The sequence below is a fragment of the Specibacter sp. AOP5-B1-6 genome, from assembly GCF_052376555.1.
Taxonomy (GTDB): Bacteria; Actinomycetota; Actinomycetes; order Actinomycetales; family Micrococcaceae; genus Specibacter.
Genome location: NZ_JBQSVT010000001.1, coordinates 93,083 through 109,274, shown reverse-complemented (window position 1 = coordinate 109,274; position 16,192 = coordinate 93,083). Strand labels below are relative to the sequence as shown.

Annotated in this window: 15 protein-coding genes; 13 read left to right on the top strand and 2 right to left on the bottom strand. The window is 64.9% G+C overall.

What is annotated here, in order from left to right; all coding sequences use genetic code 11:
* Positions 1-26: 26 nt before the first annotated feature.
* The 4 genes from pdhA (at position 27) to ACT3TS_RS00520 (ending at position 4,015) form a co-directional block, all read left to right on the top strand.
* Positions 27-1,184 carry a pyruvate dehydrogenase (acetyl-transferring) E1 component subunit alpha gene (gene pdhA / locus ACT3TS_RS00535; protein WP_444529539.1) on the top strand — a complete coding sequence of 386 codons (1,158 nt, stop codon included), beginning with the start codon at positions 27-29 and terminating at the stop codon, positions 1,182-1,184.
* Complete coding sequence (locus tag ACT3TS_RS00530) at positions 1,181-2,191, top strand: alpha-ketoacid dehydrogenase subunit beta (protein ID WP_444529538.1); 1,011 nt, start codon at positions 1,181-1,183, stop codon at positions 2,189-2,191. The genes pdhA and ACT3TS_RS00530 overlap by 4 nt, the downstream gene beginning before the upstream one ends.
* Positions 2,192-2,193: 2 nt before the next feature.
* Positions 2,194-3,540 carry a dihydrolipoamide acetyltransferase family protein gene (locus ACT3TS_RS00525; RefSeq protein ID WP_444529537.1) on the top strand — a complete coding sequence of 449 codons (1,347 nt, stop codon included), beginning with the start codon at positions 2,194-2,196 and terminating at the stop codon, positions 3,538-3,540.
* 106 nt (positions 3,541-3,646) lie between these two features.
* Entirely contained in the window at positions 3,647-4,015 is a 369-nt protein-coding gene (locus tag ACT3TS_RS00520) for an SPW repeat protein (RefSeq protein ID WP_444529536.1), read from the top strand.
* A gap of 107 nt (positions 4,016-4,122) precedes the next feature.
* Here the strand turns inward: ACT3TS_RS00520 and ACT3TS_RS00515 are convergent, their stop codons facing one another.
* On the bottom strand, positions 4,123-4,521 hold the full coding sequence (locus ACT3TS_RS00515) for a hypothetical protein (protein WP_444529535.1): 399 nt from the start codon (positions 4,519-4,521) through the stop codon (positions 4,123-4,125).
* Between the two features lie 29 nt (positions 4,522-4,550).
* The gene (locus tag ACT3TS_RS00510) at positions 4,551-5,144 is read right to left on the bottom strand and encodes an SACE_7040 family transcriptional regulator (protein WP_444529534.1); all 594 of its coding nucleotides are present in this window, start codon (positions 5,142-5,144) and stop codon (positions 4,551-4,553) included.
* A 101-nt stretch (positions 5,145-5,245) separates the two neighbouring features.
* On the opposite strand from ACT3TS_RS00510, the gene ACT3TS_RS00505 reads away from it, so the two are divergent.
* The 9 genes from ACT3TS_RS00505 to ACT3TS_RS00465 all read left to right on the top strand — a co-directional run bounded on the left by ACT3TS_RS00505 (position 5,246) and on the right by ACT3TS_RS00465 (position 15,916).
* A complete protein-coding gene (locus tag ACT3TS_RS00505; RefSeq protein WP_444529533.1) occupies positions 5,246-6,853 on the top strand; it encodes a carboxyl transferase domain-containing protein in 1,608 nt (535 codons plus the stop codon).
* A gap of 6 nt (positions 6,854-6,859) precedes the next feature.
* Positions 6,860-9,100 (top strand): acetyl/propionyl/methylcrotonyl-CoA carboxylase subunit alpha, encoded by a 2,241-nt coding sequence (locus tag ACT3TS_RS00500; protein ID WP_444529532.1) that lies wholly within the window; start codon positions 6,860-6,862, stop codon positions 9,098-9,100.
* Between the two features lies 1 nt (position 9,101).
* Positions 9,102-10,265 carry an acyl-CoA dehydrogenase family protein gene (locus tag ACT3TS_RS00495; RefSeq protein WP_444529531.1) on the top strand — a complete coding sequence of 388 codons (1,164 nt, stop codon included), beginning with the start codon at positions 9,102-9,104 and terminating at the stop codon, positions 10,263-10,265.
* Positions 10,266-10,287: 22 nt separating this feature from the next.
* Positions 10,288-11,076 (top strand): CoA transferase subunit A, encoded by a 789-nt coding sequence (locus ACT3TS_RS00490; protein WP_444529530.1) that lies wholly within the window; start codon positions 10,288-10,290, stop codon positions 11,074-11,076.
* Positions 11,077-11,078: 2 nt separating this feature from the next.
* Positions 11,079-11,732 (top strand): CoA transferase subunit B, encoded by a 654-nt coding sequence (locus ACT3TS_RS00485; RefSeq protein WP_444529529.1) that lies wholly within the window; start codon positions 11,079-11,081, stop codon positions 11,730-11,732.
* Positions 11,729-12,229 carry a MaoC family dehydratase gene (locus ACT3TS_RS00480; RefSeq protein WP_444529528.1) on the top strand — a complete coding sequence of 167 codons (501 nt, stop codon included), beginning with the start codon at positions 11,729-11,731 and terminating at the stop codon, positions 12,227-12,229. The genes ACT3TS_RS00485 and ACT3TS_RS00480 overlap by 4 nt, the downstream gene beginning before the upstream one ends.
* A 125-nt stretch (positions 12,230-12,354) precedes the next feature.
* Positions 12,355-13,164: an HpcH/HpaI aldolase/citrate lyase family protein gene (locus ACT3TS_RS00475; RefSeq protein WP_444529527.1), complete on the top strand. Its 810-nt coding sequence runs from the start codon at positions 12,355-12,357 to the stop codon at positions 13,162-13,164.
* A gap of 183 nt (positions 13,165-13,347) precedes the next feature.
* Positions 13,348-14,574 carry a 1-deoxy-D-xylulose-5-phosphate reductoisomerase gene (gene dxr / locus ACT3TS_RS00470; protein ID WP_444529526.1) on the top strand — a complete coding sequence of 409 codons (1,227 nt, stop codon included), beginning with the start codon at positions 13,348-13,350 and terminating at the stop codon, positions 14,572-14,574.
* Positions 14,575-14,584: 10 nt separating this feature from the next.
* On the top strand, positions 14,585-15,916 hold the full coding sequence (locus tag ACT3TS_RS00465) for a M50 family metallopeptidase (RefSeq protein ID WP_444529631.1): 1,332 nt from the start codon (positions 14,585-14,587) through the stop codon (positions 15,914-15,916).
* Positions 15,917-16,192 lie beyond the last annotated feature (276 nt).

Here is a 16,192-nt window from a genome sequence, read left to right as displayed (position 1 = left end):
TATTACAATGCAGGGAGGCGAGCAATATGACTCATTCGCGCCATGAGCCCACAGGCCAGGCACCAATGAAAATGCACCAACTCATTACGGCAGACGGAAACCGTGTTGCCGATGAGCTGCTGGACGAATTCGTCAACGACATTGACGACCAAACCCTTCGAAATCTGTACGAGGACATGGTTGTCATCCGCAGAATCGACTTTGAATCCACGGCGTTGCAGCGCCAGGGCCAGCTCGCCTTGTGGCCGCCCCTGATGGGGCAGGAGGCCTCCCAGATCGGCTCGGTCAGGGCGCTTGAGGACGAGGACTTCATTTTTCCCACCTACCGCGAAAACGGTGTTGCATATTGCCGCGGCGCGGTGATGTCGGAAGCCATCGGCGTCTGGCGCGGCACCAGCAACATTGGCTGGGATCCGCATGAGCTGAACCTGGCCACCCCCCAAATCATCATCGGCGCGCAAACCCTGCACGCCACCGGCTATGCCATGGGCCTGGTCCTGGACGGCAAGGAATCCCTGTCCATCGCCTATCTTGGCGACGGCGCCACGAGCGAGGGCGACGTTCACGAGGCCATGGTCTTTGCCGCCAGCTTTCAGGCGCCTGTCATCTTTTTCTGCCAGAACAACCACTGGGCCATCTCCGAACCGGTAGGCCTGCAGTCGCATGTCCCGCTGGCCGGCCGCGCCCCGGGCTATGGCATCCCCAGCCTGCAGGTCGATGGCAATGACGTCCTCGCCGTTCTGGCAGCCACCCGCTGGGCCGCCCACCGCGCCCGCACCGGCGGCGGCCCCAGCTTCATCGAGGCCGTCACCTACCGCATGGGCCCGCACACTACCGCCGACGACCCCACCCGCTACCGCGGCGTCACCGAGTTGGAGGAGTGGGCGGCCAAGGACCCGCTCACCAGGATGCACACCTTCCTCAGCAACGCCGGAAAGCTCGACGACGAAGCCGAAGCCAAGATTGCGGCGAAGGCCGACGCAGTGGCCGCCGAGCTGCGGCAGGCCTGCATCAACCTCCCCGACCCGGAACCCATGACTCTTTTTGACAATGTTTACGTGGACGAACACCCGCTGCTCGAGCTGCAGCGGGAGCAATACAGGCAGTACTTGGCCTCGTTTGGGGAAACTCCGGCCACGGCATCACAGAACCAGGTTTCAAACGTACAAGGGAGTGCGTCATGACCAAGTTGACCTTGACACAGGCCATCAATGCAGGACTTCGGCGCGCGCTGGAAGACGACCCGAAGGTCGTGCTGCTTGGTGAGGACATCGGCACCCTGGGAGGGGTTTTCCGCGTCACCGACGGATTGATGAAGGACTTCGGCTCCCACCGGGTCATCGACACGCCGCTGGCCGAATCGGCCATCATTGGCACGGCGGTGGGGCTGGCCTATCGCGGCTTCAGGCCCGTGTGTGAAATCCAGTTTGATGGTTTCATCTACCCCGGCTTCGACCAGATCGTCTCCCAAGTGGCCAAACTCCATGTCCGAACCCGGGGCATGGTCCGGATGCCGCTGACAATCAGGGTGCCCTTTGGTGGTGGGATCGGTTCACCGGAGCACCACTCGGAATCCCCGGAAGCTTATTTCGTGCACACCTCCGGGTTGCGCGTGATCAGCCCCTCCAACCCCCAGGACGCCTACACGATGCTGCGCCAGGCCATCGCCAGCGACGACCCCGTCCTGTACTTTGAGCCCAAGCGCCGCTACCACACCAAGGGCGAAGTTGAGTTGGAAGGCGCACTTGCCGCGGCGCCCGCAATGGGCTCGGCCCGGGTCGTGGAGCCCGGTACCGATGTCACACTTGTCGCCTACGGGCCCTTGGTCAAAACAGCCCTCGACGCAGCGAGCGCCGCAGCTGCGGAAGGGATCTCCGTTGAGGTCATCGATCTGCGGTCGCTCTCGCCCGTTGACTATGCCACCGTGCAGGAATCGGTGCAGCGCACGGGCCGGCTGGTCGTCACCCACGAAGCGGCCCGGACGCTGGGATTGGGAGCAGAAATTGCGGCCACCATCACCGAACGCTGCTTCAACTATCTTGAAAGCGCGCCAGTGCGCGTGACGGGATTCGACATTCCCTACCCGCCCTCCAAGCTCGAGAAACACCATCTGCCTGACCTTGACAGGATTCTCGACGGCGTCGACCGCGCACTGGGCCGCCCCAACTCACTCACCGCATTGGAAGGCTGAGAATGATTGCTGAATTCAAGCTCCCCGACCTGGGCGAAGGCCTCACCGAGTCCGAGATTGTCAGCTGGCATGTGGCCGTGGGTGATTCGGTGGTGCTCAACCAGGTCATCGGTGAAGTTGAGACGGCCAAGGCCGTGGTTGAACTGCCCTCACCATTTGCCGGTGTCGTCTCCGCCATCACCCACGAACCCGGCACGGTGGTTGAGGTCGGCGAAGTGATCATCGCCTTTGACGTTGCCGATTCAGGCGGATCGCCGGCAGCACCGGCCACCGCGGAGGAGACGACACAAAAGCGGGTTCCCACACTCGTAGGCTACGGGGCGGATCCGGAATCCTCCGCTGCTCCTGTGCGCCGCGTTCGCACATTTGCAACAGTTGGCGCCCCCGCGCCGGCTCCCGTTGAGGTGGCGCCGCCTGCTTCCCTTCGGGTCCAGGCGGACCGGCCGCGGTCGACTCCGCCCGTGCGCAAACTGGCCCGTGACCTGGGCATTGAACTGGCACTGCTTGCCGGCTCGGGGGAGCGGGGCCTGATCACCCGGGACGACGTCGTTGCCTTTGCCGGGGACCATGCCCCCGGTGCCGCATCGGAGGGTTCGCCGTCGTCCGCGAAGGAGTCCGCGGAAACCCCAGCGGGGGCGGATGCAGCGGAGCGGGAAGTGCGCACCCCCATCAAGGGTGTGCGGAAGTTCATGGCGGCGGCCATGGTGGAGAGCGCCTTCACCGCGCCGCATGTCACCGAATTTTTGACCATCGATGTCACGGCCGGCATGGAGTTTCTGGCCCGGCTGCGCACACAGAAGGAGTTTGCCGGCGTCAAGGTGACCCCGCTGACACTGGCAGCGAAGGCCGTGAACCTGGCGATTGCCCGCAGGCCGTCGCTGAATTCGCACTGGGACGAGGCCGCGCAGGAAGTGGTGGGCTTCAACTATGTGAACCTCGGCATTGCGGCCGCAACACCGCGCGGACTGGTGGTGCCGAACATCAAGGATGCTCACCGGCTGGGACTGCGCGGGCTGGCGGAGGCACTGGGTCAACTGACTGAGACGGCGCGGGCCGGGAAAACCCAGCCAGCGGACCTGTCGGGCGGAACATTCTCCATCACCAACATTGGGGTTTTCGGCATTGACGCCGGCACGCCGATTCTCAATCCGGGCGAGGCGGGCATTTTGGCGTTGGGGGCCGTGCGCAACACACCATGGGAGCATCAAGGCGGGATTGCCCTGCGGCAGGTGATGACGCTGAGCTTGTCCTTCGACCACAGGCTCGTCGACGGCGAACAAGGCTCGCGCTTCCTCGCGGACGTGGGTGCCGTGATGGCCGATCCGGCGATGGCGCTGGCGCTTGGCTAAAGTCGCACTCAAATGCAACCTCACGGCTATGGATACTCGTGAACGGCGGACGTATATTTGAGGTGACCCCCACTTTGGGAGCCAACTGTCAAGGAGGTTGGTATCAATGAAGAGGTGGAATCGCTGGCAAGATTATGTTGCCGTGATCGCAGGCCTGTTTGCCGCACTGTCGACAACGTGGACAACGCAGCAGTCGGGTTCCATGGTCATGATGATTGGCTGCGGCGTACTGCTGATCGCCTCAGGCGTCTGGAATCTGATGAGCCCCGGGCAGCCGGTGGCCGAATGGGTTCAGATGGTCCTTGGTGCCCTGTTGTTTGTCTCCCCGTGGTTGGCCGGCTACACGGCCCACACCGGAGCGACCTGGACTTCATGGATTGCTGGAGGTGTGGCGTTGATTGCAGGTGTTTTGGCGCTGCAGCCGAGCATGCACGGACGCACTGACGAGCATCATGGAGGTGTGGCGGCACACTGAGTCCCAATCCAAAAACTCAGCTGAAATTCACCTGAGGCAGGGAAGCACCGGGGCAACCCGGTGCTTCCCTTGTGTGGTCGCCGGGTGGGGCGGCTGTTGCCGGGTGCTCACGCCATGCCGGGATTGGCCCAGCCCATGAAGAAAATGCAGGCCGGCGGGACGAACAATATCAACAGGGCCAGCAGCCACGCCCTGCCCAGCCGCAGTTGCCTTCTGACGGCGAGGACAGCAACGTCAATTCCGGCAAACACCAGCGCAACAACGCCGAAGAACAGTGCACTGATCAGCACCTTTGCCGCCTGTTCCCCGCGAATTGCCTCGTCCAGCTCCGAGTGGCCACGGCCTGACCACCCCGACAATGCCTCGACGGAAATGCCGAGCCACAGGGCAGGAACCAGCAGGGCAACGGCGCCGACCAAGTTCACAAGAACCAGGAGCACCACAGTGGTGCTCCATCTGCCCTTCCGTTCGGTGCTGGAATTCTGGTTCAGATTCGGTTCCGCCATGGTGGTGTTCGCCTCACTGTTCGCGCCTGTCATCCCGTCAGCCCCGACCAGGCCATGGCCTCCAACACCTCTCTGGCGGTGGCGTCCTGGCTTCCCTGGATGTGCACGCTGTGCGGGGTTGAGTTGATCAGGCCAAAAATGGCGTGTGCCTGAAGCCTGCAGACGGCGGACCCCCGCTCGGGGAACAGCCGTCCCAGCACCCCAACCCACAGCTCCACATAGGCTCGCTGCAGCGACCTTACGGCGGCGCTGTCGGCTGCACCCAAACTGTCAAAGTCCCGGTCCTGCACCCGGATGACGTCGGGCTTTGTCAGGGCAAAGTCAACGTGGAAGGCGACAAGTGCGCGCAGGGAGGCATCGGCGTCGGGCGTGGCTTCAAGGACGGCGCGCCCGCCCGTCAGCAAGTCCTCGCTGACCCCCACCAGCAGGGCCCCCAGCAAAGCCTGCTTGCCATCGAAGTGCCTGTACACGGCGGGCCCGCTCACCCCGGCCGCAGCGCCCAAGTCCTCGATCGAGACGCCGTTGAAGCCGCGCCGGGCGAACAGGGACGCTGCTGAATTGAGCAGGGCGGAGCGCCGGTTGGCCTTGGCCTGGGTCCGGGTGGTGGCCGGTTGCTGACTCATCTTTCCCCCTGTGCTGGACATCGCAGAATTCACAGACTAACCTGAAACTCAGTTAGTACTCGTTAACTTAGTGTAGCTGTGATTGAGCAAATGAGGGGTCGATGGAGACTTTGCAAAGCCAGGTTGAACCGGCAGGGGAGGCGTTTGCGCGCAACGATGCGCAGCAACGCGCCTTGGTGGCACAACTGCGCGAGCACCTGCGGACCACGGCGCTGGGCGGGCCGGAGAAATCGCGCGAACGCCATGTGGGCCGCGGCAAACTGCTCCCGCGGGACAGGGTCGACCACCTGCTGGACGAGGGGAGCCCGTTCCTTGAGGTCGCACCGCTGGCAGCCCATGGCATGTACGACGGCGCGTCCCCCGGGGCCGGTGTCATCGCCGGGATCGGCGTGGTTGCGGGCCGCCACGTGATGATCGTGTGCAACGACGCCACCGTCAAGGGCGGCACCTACTACCCGCTGACCGTCAAGAAGCACCTCCGGGCGCAGGAAATCGCGCTGGAGAACCGGCTGCCGTGCATCTACCTGGTGGATTCCGGCGGTGCCTTCCTGCCCAAGCAGGATGAGGTGTTCCCGGACAAGGAGCACTTTGGCCGGATATTCTTCAACCAGGCCCAGATGTCTGCCCGCAAGATCCCGCAGATAGCCGCCGTCATGGGCTCCTGCACGGCAGGCGGCGCGTACATGCCGGCCATGAGCGACGAGACAGTCATTGTGCGCAACCAGGGCACTATTTTCCTGGGCGGCCCGCCGCTGGTGAAGGCGGCGATTGGCGAGATTGTGACGGCGGAGGAGCTTGGCGGCGGCGACGTCCATGCCGGCATCTCCGGAGTCGTTGACCACCTGGCAGAGAACGACGAACACGCCCTGTCGATCATCCGAGACATCGTGGCCACGCTGCCGCCCAACCCGGCCCCGGCCTGGGCGGTGGCAGCCTCAACGGAACCCGGCGCGGATCCGGCGGAGATGTACGGTGCCGTCCCCACAGATCTGAACACCTCCTACGACATCCGTGAGGTCATCGCCCGGCTGGTCGACGGCAGCAAGTTCCACGAATTCAAGAAGAGCTACGGCACCACGCTTGTCACCGGCTTCGCCACCCTGCACGGCCACCCGGTCGGCATCGTCGCCAACAACGGCGTGCTCTTCAGTGAATCGGCCATGAAGGGCGCGCACTTCATCGAGCTGTGCGACCAGCGCGGCATCCCGCTGATCTTCCTGCAAAACCTCAACGGCTTCATGGTCGGCAAGGACTACGAACACGGCGGCATCGCCAAGCACGGCGCCAAAATGGTCACGGCAGTTGCCACGGCCAGGGTGCCAAAACTGACGGTGATCGTGGGCGGCTCATTTGGCGCCGGCAACTACTCCATGTGCGGGCGTGCCTACAGCCCCCGCTTCCTGTGGATGTGGCCGGCCGCACGCATCTCGGTGATGGGCGGCAACCAGGCATCTTCCGTCCTGGCCACCGTCAAACGGGATGCGCACGAACGGCGCGGGGAGGACTGGTCCGCCGCCGAAGAGGCTGAGTTCAAGGCCCCGATCCTGGCCCAGTACGAGGACCAGGGCAGCCCCTACTATTCCACCGCCCGCCTGTGGGACGACGGCGTCATCGACCCCGCGGACACCCGCACAGTTTTGGGGCTTGCCCTGGACGTGTGCGCCAGGACCCCGCTGCCCGAGACCTCCTTCGGTCTCTTTAGGATGTGAGCCACCATGACTGATATTGCTGACGCTCCACTGTTTGACACACCACTCTTTGACACGGTCCTTGTCGCCAACCGCGGTGAGATCGCCTGCCGCGTCATCCGCACCCTGAAGGCGCAGGGCATCCGCTCCGTGGCCGTGTATTCCGAGGCCGACGCCGGGTCCCGCCACATGCGCGAGGCCGACCTGGCGCTGTGCATCGGGCCCGCGGCGGCCGCGGAAAGCTACCTCAATATCGAGGCGGTCATCGGGGCCGCCCGCGCATCCGGCGCCCAGGCTGTCCACCCCGGCTACGGCTTCCTGTCCGAAAATCTCGAGTTCGCCAAGGCCCTGGAGGCTGCCGGCATCACCTTCATCGGCCCCAACATCGAGGCCTTGAACGTCATGGGGGACAAGATCCGCTCCAAGAACCACGTGGCCGCCGCCGGCGTGCCCGTGGTGCCGGGCATCTCCCAGCCAGGGCTCACCGATGCCGACTTGATCGCGGCAGCGGCGGACGTTGGCTACCCGCTGCTCATCAAGCCATCGGCCGGCGGAGGCGGCAAGGGCATGCACAGCGTGTTCTCCCCGGAGGAACTGCCCGCCACCCTGGCCACCGCACGGCGCGTGGCCGCCGCGTCCTTTGGCGACGACACCTTGTTCCTGGAACGCCTCGTGGCCAATCCCCGCCACATCGAGGTGCAGATCCTCGGCGACAACTTTGGCAACGTCATCCACCTGGGCGAACGTGAATGCTCGCTGCAGCGCCGCCACCAAAAGGTCATCGAAGAGGCACCGTCTCCGTTGCTGTCAGCCTTGGACGACGGCGGGGCCACCCGGGAGCGCATTGGTGCCGCCGCATGTGCGGCCGCCGCGAGCGTCAACTACACGGGTGCCGGGACTGTGGAGTTCCTCGTCTCGGACGACCGCCCGGACGAGTTCTTCTTCATGGAGATGAACACGCGTCTGCAGGTGGAGCACCCCGTCACCGAAATGGTGGCCAGGGTCCGCGGGGAAACCCTTGACCTGGTGGCGTGGCAGCTGCGCATTGCCGCCGGGGAGAAGCTCGACTTTGCCCAGTCAGATGTCACGCTGGAGGGCCACGCCGTCGAGGCCCGCGTGTACGCCGAAAGCCCCGCCGAGGGATTCCTCCCGGCAACCGGAACCGTGGTGGTGCTGGATGAATCCGTGGAGCTGCGACCCGGGGTGCGTGTTGACAGCTCCCTGGCGCGGCGGCTGGAGATCACGGCAAACTACGACCCCATGCTCGCCAAGGTCATCGCCTGGGGCACCGACAGGCAGGAGGCGCTCGACCGCTTGGATGCCGCCCTCGCCGACTACGTGGTCCTTGGCGTTCCCACCAACGTGGAATACCTGCGCCTGCTATTGGGCGATCCCGACGTCCAGGCCGGCCGCCTCGACACGAACATGATCGAACGCAAACTGCCCGGCATGGCGTTCCGCACCGTCGACGCCGGCGACTACGCCGCAGCGGCACTCGCGGCGCGGGTGAGCGCGGCTGCGGACCGGAATTCCCTCGGCTGGGCCCACGGATGCGAGGGCCCCGTTGCGAGCGTGCGAGCAATGGGAGCACCCGGGGACTATCCGACCAATCGGCCGCGGGCGGCCTCGGTCTCCTTTACGCCGCCTACGGGAACACCGGCTCCTCCGCCGCTTCGCCCGTGGCAGCGTTCCGACGGGTGGCGGCTTGGGGATGCGGCACCGTGGCGCAGCACCTGGGCGGCACCCGGCCGCACCGGCGTGGTGACGGTCAGCGGCCCCCAGGCCACCAGCGGCACGGAAGGTCCCGGCGTCGTGCGTGTCAGTGGACTGGGTGAAAGCGCCCAAGAGGTGCACGGATCCTTCGACGGCTACGCCGTGGGCATGGCCGGGGACACCGTGTTCCTGGGCAGCGGCGGCTGGAGTGTTGCGTTGGAACGGCTCGACCGTGAGGGCGCCACCGCACGCATGCTGGCCGGACTGGAACGCGAGGATGCCGCGGCCGATCCGCAGCTGCGCAGCCCCATGCCCGGCACCGTCACCGTGGTCAACGCCAAAACGGGGGACAGGGTCGAGGCCGGGGCGGTGCTGCTGGCCGTGGAGGCCATGAAGATGGAACACCAGATCACCGCCCCCATGGCCGGCACCGTCCACATCGGCGTCAGCGTGGGAGCCCTGGTCAAGGCGGACCAGGTGGTGGCAACGGTGACTCCGGACGCCGTCGAACCAGCACCAGAAAACAACTCAACAACAAGCCCTGAAGGGGAATGACGTGCCAAACTTTGAACTCAACGACGAGTACCAGGACCTCAGCGACATGGTGCGGGACTTTGCCGACAACGTGGTGGCCCCGGTATCCGCCAAGCACGACGAGGAACACAGCTTCCCCTATGAAGTTGTGTCGCAAATGGGGGAACTGGGCTTGTTCGGCTTGCCGTTCCCGGAGGAGTTCGGCGGCATGGGCGGGGATTACTTCGCGCTCTCCCTGGCGCTTGAACAGCTGGGGCGCGTGGACCAGTCGGTCGCCATCACCCTGGAAGCCGGCGTCTCCCTCGGCGCCATGCCCGTGCACCGCTTCGGCACCCAGGCGCAAAAGGAGCAGTGGCTGCCGTCGCTGACTTCCGGGACGGCGCTCGCAGGCTTTGGCCTGACCGAGCCCGACGCCGGATCCGACGCCGGCGGCACCGCCACCAAGGCGCGGGTCGAGAACGGTGAATGGGTCATTGACGGTGCCAAGCAGTTCATCACCAACTCCGGCACCGACATCACGGAGTTCGTCACCGTCACCGCCGTCACGGGCACCTCGGAACGGGTCAACGGCTCCATCAAGAAGGAAATCTCCACCATCATCGTGCCCAACGGCACCCCCGGCTTCACGGTGGAAAAGCCGTACAACAAGGTGGGCTGGAACGCCTCGGACACCCACCCGCTGACGTTCGCCAACGTCCATGTGCCGGAGGAAAACCTGTTGGGCGAGCGCGGCCGCGGCTACGCGAACTTCCTTTCCATCCTCGATGAGGGGCGCATCGCCATCGCCGCCCTTGCCACAGGTGCGGCCCAGGGCTGCGTGGACGAGGCCACCCGGTATGCCAAGGAACGCAGCGCCTTCGGCCACAACATTGGCCACTACCAGGGGATCTCCTTCAAGATTGCCCGCATGCAGTCCCGTGCGCATGTGGCCCGGCTGGCCTATTACGACGCCGCGTCCCGCATGCTGGCCGGCAAGCCCTTCAAGACCGAAGCTGCCATCGCTAAGATGGTCGCAAGCGAGGCGGCCATGGACAATGCCCGGGACGCCACGCAGGTCTTTGGCGGCTACGGGTTCATCAACGAGTTCTCCGTGGCCCGCCACTACCGCGATTCCAAGATCCTGGAGATTGGCGAGGGCACCACCGAAGTCCAGCTGATGCTCATCGCCCGCGAACTGGGTTTGTAACCCGTCAGAAAGGCACCTCGCCATGATCAACAAAGTAGTAGCCTCGCCCGCCGCGGCGATCCATGACATCCACGACGGCGCCTCCCTCGCCGTCGGCGGTTTCGGCCTCTGCGGCATCCCAGTGGCGCTCATCCAGGCCCTGCACGACGCCGGGACGTCCCGGCTGGAAACCATCTCCAACAACTGCGGCGTGGACGACTGGGGTCTGGGCATCCTGCTCGGCGACGGCCGCATCCGCCGCACCATCTCCTCCTACGTGGGTGAGAACAAGGAATTTGCCCGCCAATTCCTGGCCGGAGAGCTCGAAGTTGAACTCACCCCGCAGGGCACCCTGGCCGAGAAGTTGCGCGCCGGCGGTGCAGGCATCCCCGCCTTCTACACCGCTGCCGGCGTCGGCACCCAGGTGTCAGAGGGCGGCCTGCCCCGCAAGTACGACGGCGCGGGCGGGGTTGCCATTGCCTCGCCGCCGAAGGAGGTGCGCAGCTTTGGGACGGCCGAATTTGTGCTGGAGGAATCCCTGACGCCCGACTTCGCGCTGGTGCACGCCTGGAAGGGTGACCGGCACGGGAACCTGGTCTTCCACGCCACGGCCATGAACTTCAACCCGCTCTGCGCCATGGCCGGGAAAGTAACGATCGCCGAAGTGGAAGAGCTCGTGGAGCCGGGGGAGCTCGATCCCGAACACGTCCACGTGCCGGGGATCTTCGTCCAACGCGTCGTCCATGTCCCCGCAGGAACCCCGGGCAGTGGGAAACGCATCGAAAAACGAACGGTCACCATCCCGGCCGCCGCAACCGGACAGGAGGCATGACCATGGCACTTTCGCGTTATGAGCTGGCCGCGCGGGTCGCGCGGGAACTGCACAACGGACAGTATGTGAACCTGGGCATTGGCATGCCCACACTGATCCCCAACTACATCCCCGAGGGTGTGGAAGTGGTGCTGCACTCGGAAAACGGGCTGCTGGGAATCGGGCCCTACCCGCTGGATGAGGATGTGGATCCGGACCTGATCAATGCCGGCAAGGAAACAGTCACCGTCAACAAGGGTGCTGCGTTCTTTGATTCGGCGTTGTCCTTTGGGATGGTGCGTGGCGGCCACGTGGACGTCGCCGTTCTGGGCGCCATGCAGGTTGCCGAAAACGGCGACCTGGCCAACTGGATGATCCCGGGCAAGATGGTCAAGGGCATGGGCGGGGCCATGGACCTGGTCTTCGGTGCCAAGAAGCTCATCGTCATGATGGAACATGTGGACAAATATGGGGCGCCCAAGATCCTGGCGGACTGCACGCTGCCACTGACAGGCAAGCAGTGTGTGGACTTGATAGTCACCGACCTGGCAGTCATTGAAGTCACCCCCGAAGGCCTGGTCCTGAAGGAACTGGCCCCCGGTGTCACGGTTGAACAGATCGTGGCCGCCACCGGCGCACCGCTGAACCTTGAGATGCACGATCTGGACAACGTATGAGTGCCGCAAGCCCGGCAGAGCCCGGTGCCCGGGTGGTGACCCAGCGCGGGCTCTACTTCGAGGAGCTCGAGATCGGCGTGGTGTATCAGCACCGGCCAGGACGCACCATGACCGAAACTGACAACGTCTTGTTCACCACCATGACCATGAACACCCAGGCGCTGCATCTCGATGCCGCCTGGAGCGAGGGCCAGCCCTTTGGGCAGCGCCTCATGAACTCCATGTTCACGCTGTCAACCATGGTGGGCCAGTCAGTGGCCCAGCTGACCCAGGGCACCATCGTGGCGCAATTGGGCATGAGCGAGATTTCCTTTCCGCACCCGGTGTTCCATGGCGACACGCTGTACACGGAGACGGAGGTGACGGACAAGCGGCTCTCCGCCTCCCGGCCCGGCCAAGGTATTGTGACACTGGTCCACACCGGACGCAACCAATCCGGTGTCGTGGTTGGACAAGCCAGCAGGACCGCACTGTTTTTGCTTTTGCCAACCAGCTAGTCTTCGCCCGGCATCGGCACGCGGAGGTCCGGGGCCGGACTCGACATCCTGCCCGATCCGCCGCGAGAAACCCACATCCCACGAGACACAAGGAGCACGCCATCTCTCTGACCAGGGAATTCACCATGGGACCGGCACTGCTGTTTGCCCCAGCCGACAGGCCCGAACGGTTCGCCAAGGCTGCCGATCGCGCCGACGCCGTCATCATCGACCTGGAAGACGCCGTCGCCCCGGCCGCCAAGGCGGCGGCACGGGACAACATGGCTGCCAGCACGCTCGACCCGGCCACCACCATGGTGCGCATCAATGCACTGGACACCGACGACGCCCGACTGGATTTGGCAGCCGTGGCACGCAGCAATTTTCACACCATCATGGTGGCGAAGGCTGCGGACGTTGATGCAGTCGCGGCGCTCTCGGAATACAACGTGGTGGTGCTCTGCGAATCCGCCGCAGGCATTCTGGCCGCCCCGGCACTGGCGCAGCTGCCCAATGTGGTGGCCCTGATGTGGGGCGCCGAGGATCTCGTGGCTTCATTGGGCGGAACCTCGAGCCGCTTCACTGCCGGGGTCCGCGCCGGGAGCTACCGGGCCGTGGCAACCCATGCGCGCTCGCAGCTGCTGCTGGCGGCGGGGGCTGCCGGGAAGGTGGCCATCGACTCCATTTACGCCGACTTTGCCGACCTTGACGGGCTTGCCGACGAAGCGGAAGATGCCGTGGCCAGCGGCTTTGGCGCCAAGGCGTCCATCCACCCGTCCCAGGTGGCGGTGATTCGTGCCGCCTACAGGCCCAGCGACGCCGAGGTGCTTGCCGCACGGGAGTTTTTGGCTGCCGCGGACGCTGCGGGCACAGGCGTGTTTGCGTTCAAGGGCCAGATGGTCGACGGCCCCATTCTCCTCCATGCCCAGCAAACCCTGCGCCGCGCAGCTCTCTAACCGCCCCGTTCCTCGAAGCGGTCGCACCGGGTGCGACAGCGTCCGCCGGAAACTGACCATTGCTGCGACAGCGTTTCCGGGGCGCCGTTGCCAGGGGGACCGATGCCGGGCCACCGTTTCGGGGGTGCCGGCGAACGCGGGCTTTGGTGACACTGTCCCGCGAAGTGCGGAATACTTGGAGCCATGGCGCATCGTAAAGTGATTATTCTTGGCTCAACAGGTTCGGTCGGAACGCAGGCAATTGACGTTGTCGAACAGGCAACCCTTCCCGACGGCAGCCCGCGGTTCACCGTGACTGCCATCAGCGCCGGTGGCGGCAACCTCGAGCTGCTGGCCGAACAGGCTGTGCAGTTGCGGGTGTTGGCCGTTGGTATTTCCACGGACGACGCCGGGGCCCTGCGTCTCCTGATTGACTCCCGTGCCGTTTCAGCAGGGCTGGCAGGCTTCGCTCCGGAGATTTTGACGGGCCCGGACGCCTCGAGCGCCATCGCCGCGTGGGGTGCGGGCACGGGTGACGCGGCCGACGTCGTGCTTAATGGCATTACCGGTTCCATCGGCCTGGCTCCGACCCTGGCTGCCCTGGCCACCCCCGCCATTCTGGCGCTGGCCAACAAGGAGTCGCTGATTGTGGGCGGGCAGCTCGTCAGGGCGGCTGCCTCGCCGGGGCAATTGGTGCCCGTGGATTCAGAACACTCGGCACTAGCCCAGGCGCTGCGGTCGGGCACGGCCGGTGAAGTTGAAAAACTGATTGTCACGGCCTCGGGCGGACCGTTCCGTGGACGCAGCCGCGGGGAACTGGCTGAGGTGACACCGGCTCAGGCGCTCAAACACCCCACCTGGTCCATGGGCCCCATGGTCACCACCAACTCGGCCACCCTGGTCAACAAGGGGCTGGAAGTCATCGAGGCCCACCTGCTCTTTGATGTTCCGCTGGACAGGATCGAGGCTGTCGTCCACCCGCAGTCCGTGGTGCACTCCATGGTGCAGTTCACCGACGGCTCCACCATAGCCCAGGCCTCCCCGCCCGACATGCGCCTGCCCATCGCCCTGGGGCTTGGCTGGCCCGAGCGGGTCCCCGGGGCGGCAACTCCCTGTGACTGGACGAAGGCAGCCACCTGGACGTTCGAGCCGCTCGACAATGAGGCCTTTCCCGCCGTCGAGCTTGCCAAGGAGGCGGCCCGGCGTGGAAACACCTGCCCGGCCGTGTACAACGCTGCCAATGAGGAAGCCGTCCACGCTTTCCATGCAGGACGGATAGGCTTTCTGGACATTGTGGACACCATTGCGCAAGTTCTCAGTGAACACACACCCACTTCGCAGCTGACGCTCCAATCAGTGTTGGATGCTGAAGTGTGGGCACGCGCCCGGACCCAGCAGCTGCTGGCCGCCAGTGCAGAGAATGACCGATAGCAGAAAGTAAATTGTGACTGTATTGCTTTTCATTGGCGGAGTGGTCTTCGTGGCCGTTGGCATCGCCGTCTCCATCGCCTTGCACGAGGTGGGCCACCTGCTGCCCGCGAAACTGTTCAAAGTCCGTGTCACGCGGTACATGATCGGCTTCGGGCCGACCATGTGGTCAAGGAAAAAGGGCGAAACCGAATACGGAATCAAGGCGATTCCGGCTGGCGGCTATGTGGCGATGATCGGCATGTATCCGCCGAACCCCGTCGACGGCAGCGTCCGGCCCTCAAGCACCGGCATGTTCCAAACGCTGGCAAGCGAGGCACGCAGCGTTGCCCACGAGGAGGTGGGCCCGGACGATTCCAACCGCGTGTTCTACAAACTTCCCGTGTGGAAAAAGATCATCATCATGCTCGGCGGGCCGTTCATGAACCTGCTCATTGGCGTGGTGCTCATGGGTGTCCTGCTGATGGGCTTCGGCACGGCCCAGGCCACCACGACGCTGTCGGAAGTCAATGCCTGCCAGGTGGCCTACGGCGAAGCTGTGCCAACTGACCTGAACAATTGCACCAAGACGCCTGCCGCTGCGGCCGGGCTGCAGCCGGGCGACACCATCAAGTCCTTCGACGGCCAGCCGGTCACCGAGTGGAATGCCTTCACCGAGCGGGTGCGGGCCTCCGCCGGCAAGACGGTGCCCCTGGTGTACGAGCGCGCCGGCAAGACCATTACCACCAGCATCACTCCGGTGCTCACCGCCCGGCCGGTCATTGATGCCAACGGCATGGCGGAAGTTGATGCCGCAGGCACCGCCGTCACCGTGCAGGCAGGGTTCCTCGGCATTGGGCCAACCTCGGCGCTGGAGCGGGAACCGGCGTCGGCCGTGCTGCCGGCGGTGGGCAGGAACGTTGTGCAAATTGGTGGCGTGGTGTTCCAGCTGCCGCAAAAACTTGCCGGTGTTGCGCAGGCTGCGTTTAGTTCCGAGCCGCGCGATCCAAACGGCCCCATCTCCGTCGTGGGAGTCGGACGGGTGGCAGGCGAAGTGGCCGCCATGGAGGAAGTCCCGTTGAGCTCGCGGGTGGCGACGCTGACGGGGCTGCTCGCCGGGGTGAATCTGGCCTTGTTCGTCTTCAACCTCATTCCGCTGCTCCCGCTCGACGGCGGGCACGTCCTGGGTGCGCTCTACGAGGGGGTGCGACGCACCGTGGCCAAGGTGTTCAAGCGCAAGGATCCGGGCCCGTTCGACATTGCGAAGCTGCTGCCGGTCACGTATGTGGCGGCCGTGGTTTTGATGGCGATGGGGGCGCTGCTGATCTATGCCGACATCGTCAAACCGGTAAACCTCTTCGGCTAATGGCCGCCTCGCCCGCTGCGGCCGCCGGCACCAGCGTCTGAGCCGCCTTTGCTTGGCACCGTTTCCCGCGATTCAGCGCCTGAGCCGCGTTTGCTTGGCACCGTTTTCCACGATTCAGCGCCTAAGCCGCCTTTGCCTGGGACTGTTCCCACGATTCAGCGTCTGAGCCGCCTTTCAGCTGTTGCCCAACAGCTGAAACGCGGCTCGGGCGCTGTTCTGCGATTCAAGGGCCCGCAGTTCATTCCTCCACAGCTGTAATCACGGCCGTCTTGTCCA

Coding starts and splice junctions, on each gene's coding strand:
- ACT3TS_RS00475 (WP_444529527.1), top strand. CDS start 12,355: ATGGGACCGGCACTGCTGTTTGCCCCAGCCGACAGGCCCGAACGGTTC.
- ACT3TS_RS00485 (WP_444529529.1), top strand. CDS start 11,079: ATGGCACTTTCGCGTTATGAGCTGGCCGCGCGGGTCGCGCGGGAACTG.
- ACT3TS_RS00520 (WP_444529536.1), top strand. CDS start 3,647: ATGAAGAGGTGGAATCGCTGGCAAGATTATGTTGCCGTGATCGCAGGC.
- ACT3TS_RS00480 (WP_444529528.1), top strand. CDS start 11,729: ATGAGTGCCGCAAGCCCGGCAGAGCCCGGTGCCCGGGTGGTGACCCAG.
- ACT3TS_RS00500 (WP_444529532.1), top strand. CDS start 6,860: ATGACTGATATTGCTGACGCTCCACTGTTTGACACACCACTCTTTGAC.
- ACT3TS_RS00525 (WP_444529537.1), top strand. CDS start 2,194: ATGATTGCTGAATTCAAGCTCCCCGACCTGGGCGAAGGCCTCACCGAG.
- ACT3TS_RS00490 (WP_444529530.1), top strand. CDS start 10,288: ATGATCAACAAAGTAGTAGCCTCGCCCGCCGCGGCGATCCATGACATC.
- pdhA (WP_444529539.1), top strand. CDS start 27: ATGACTCATTCGCGCCATGAGCCCACAGGCCAGGCACCAATGAAAATG.
- dxr (WP_444529526.1), top strand. CDS start 13,348: ATGGCGCATCGTAAAGTGATTATTCTTGGCTCAACAGGTTCGGTCGGA.
- ACT3TS_RS00515 (WP_444529535.1), bottom strand. CDS start 4,521: ATGGCGGAACCGAATCTGAACCAGAATTCCAGCACCGAACGGAAGGGC.
- ACT3TS_RS00505 (WP_444529533.1), top strand. CDS start 5,246: ATGGAGACTTTGCAAAGCCAGGTTGAACCGGCAGGGGAGGCGTTTGCG.
- ACT3TS_RS00510 (WP_444529534.1), bottom strand. CDS start 5,144: ATGAGTCAGCAACCGGCCACCACCCGGACCCAGGCCAAGGCCAACCGG.
- ACT3TS_RS00530 (WP_444529538.1), top strand. CDS start 1,181: ATGACCAAGTTGACCTTGACACAGGCCATCAATGCAGGACTTCGGCGC.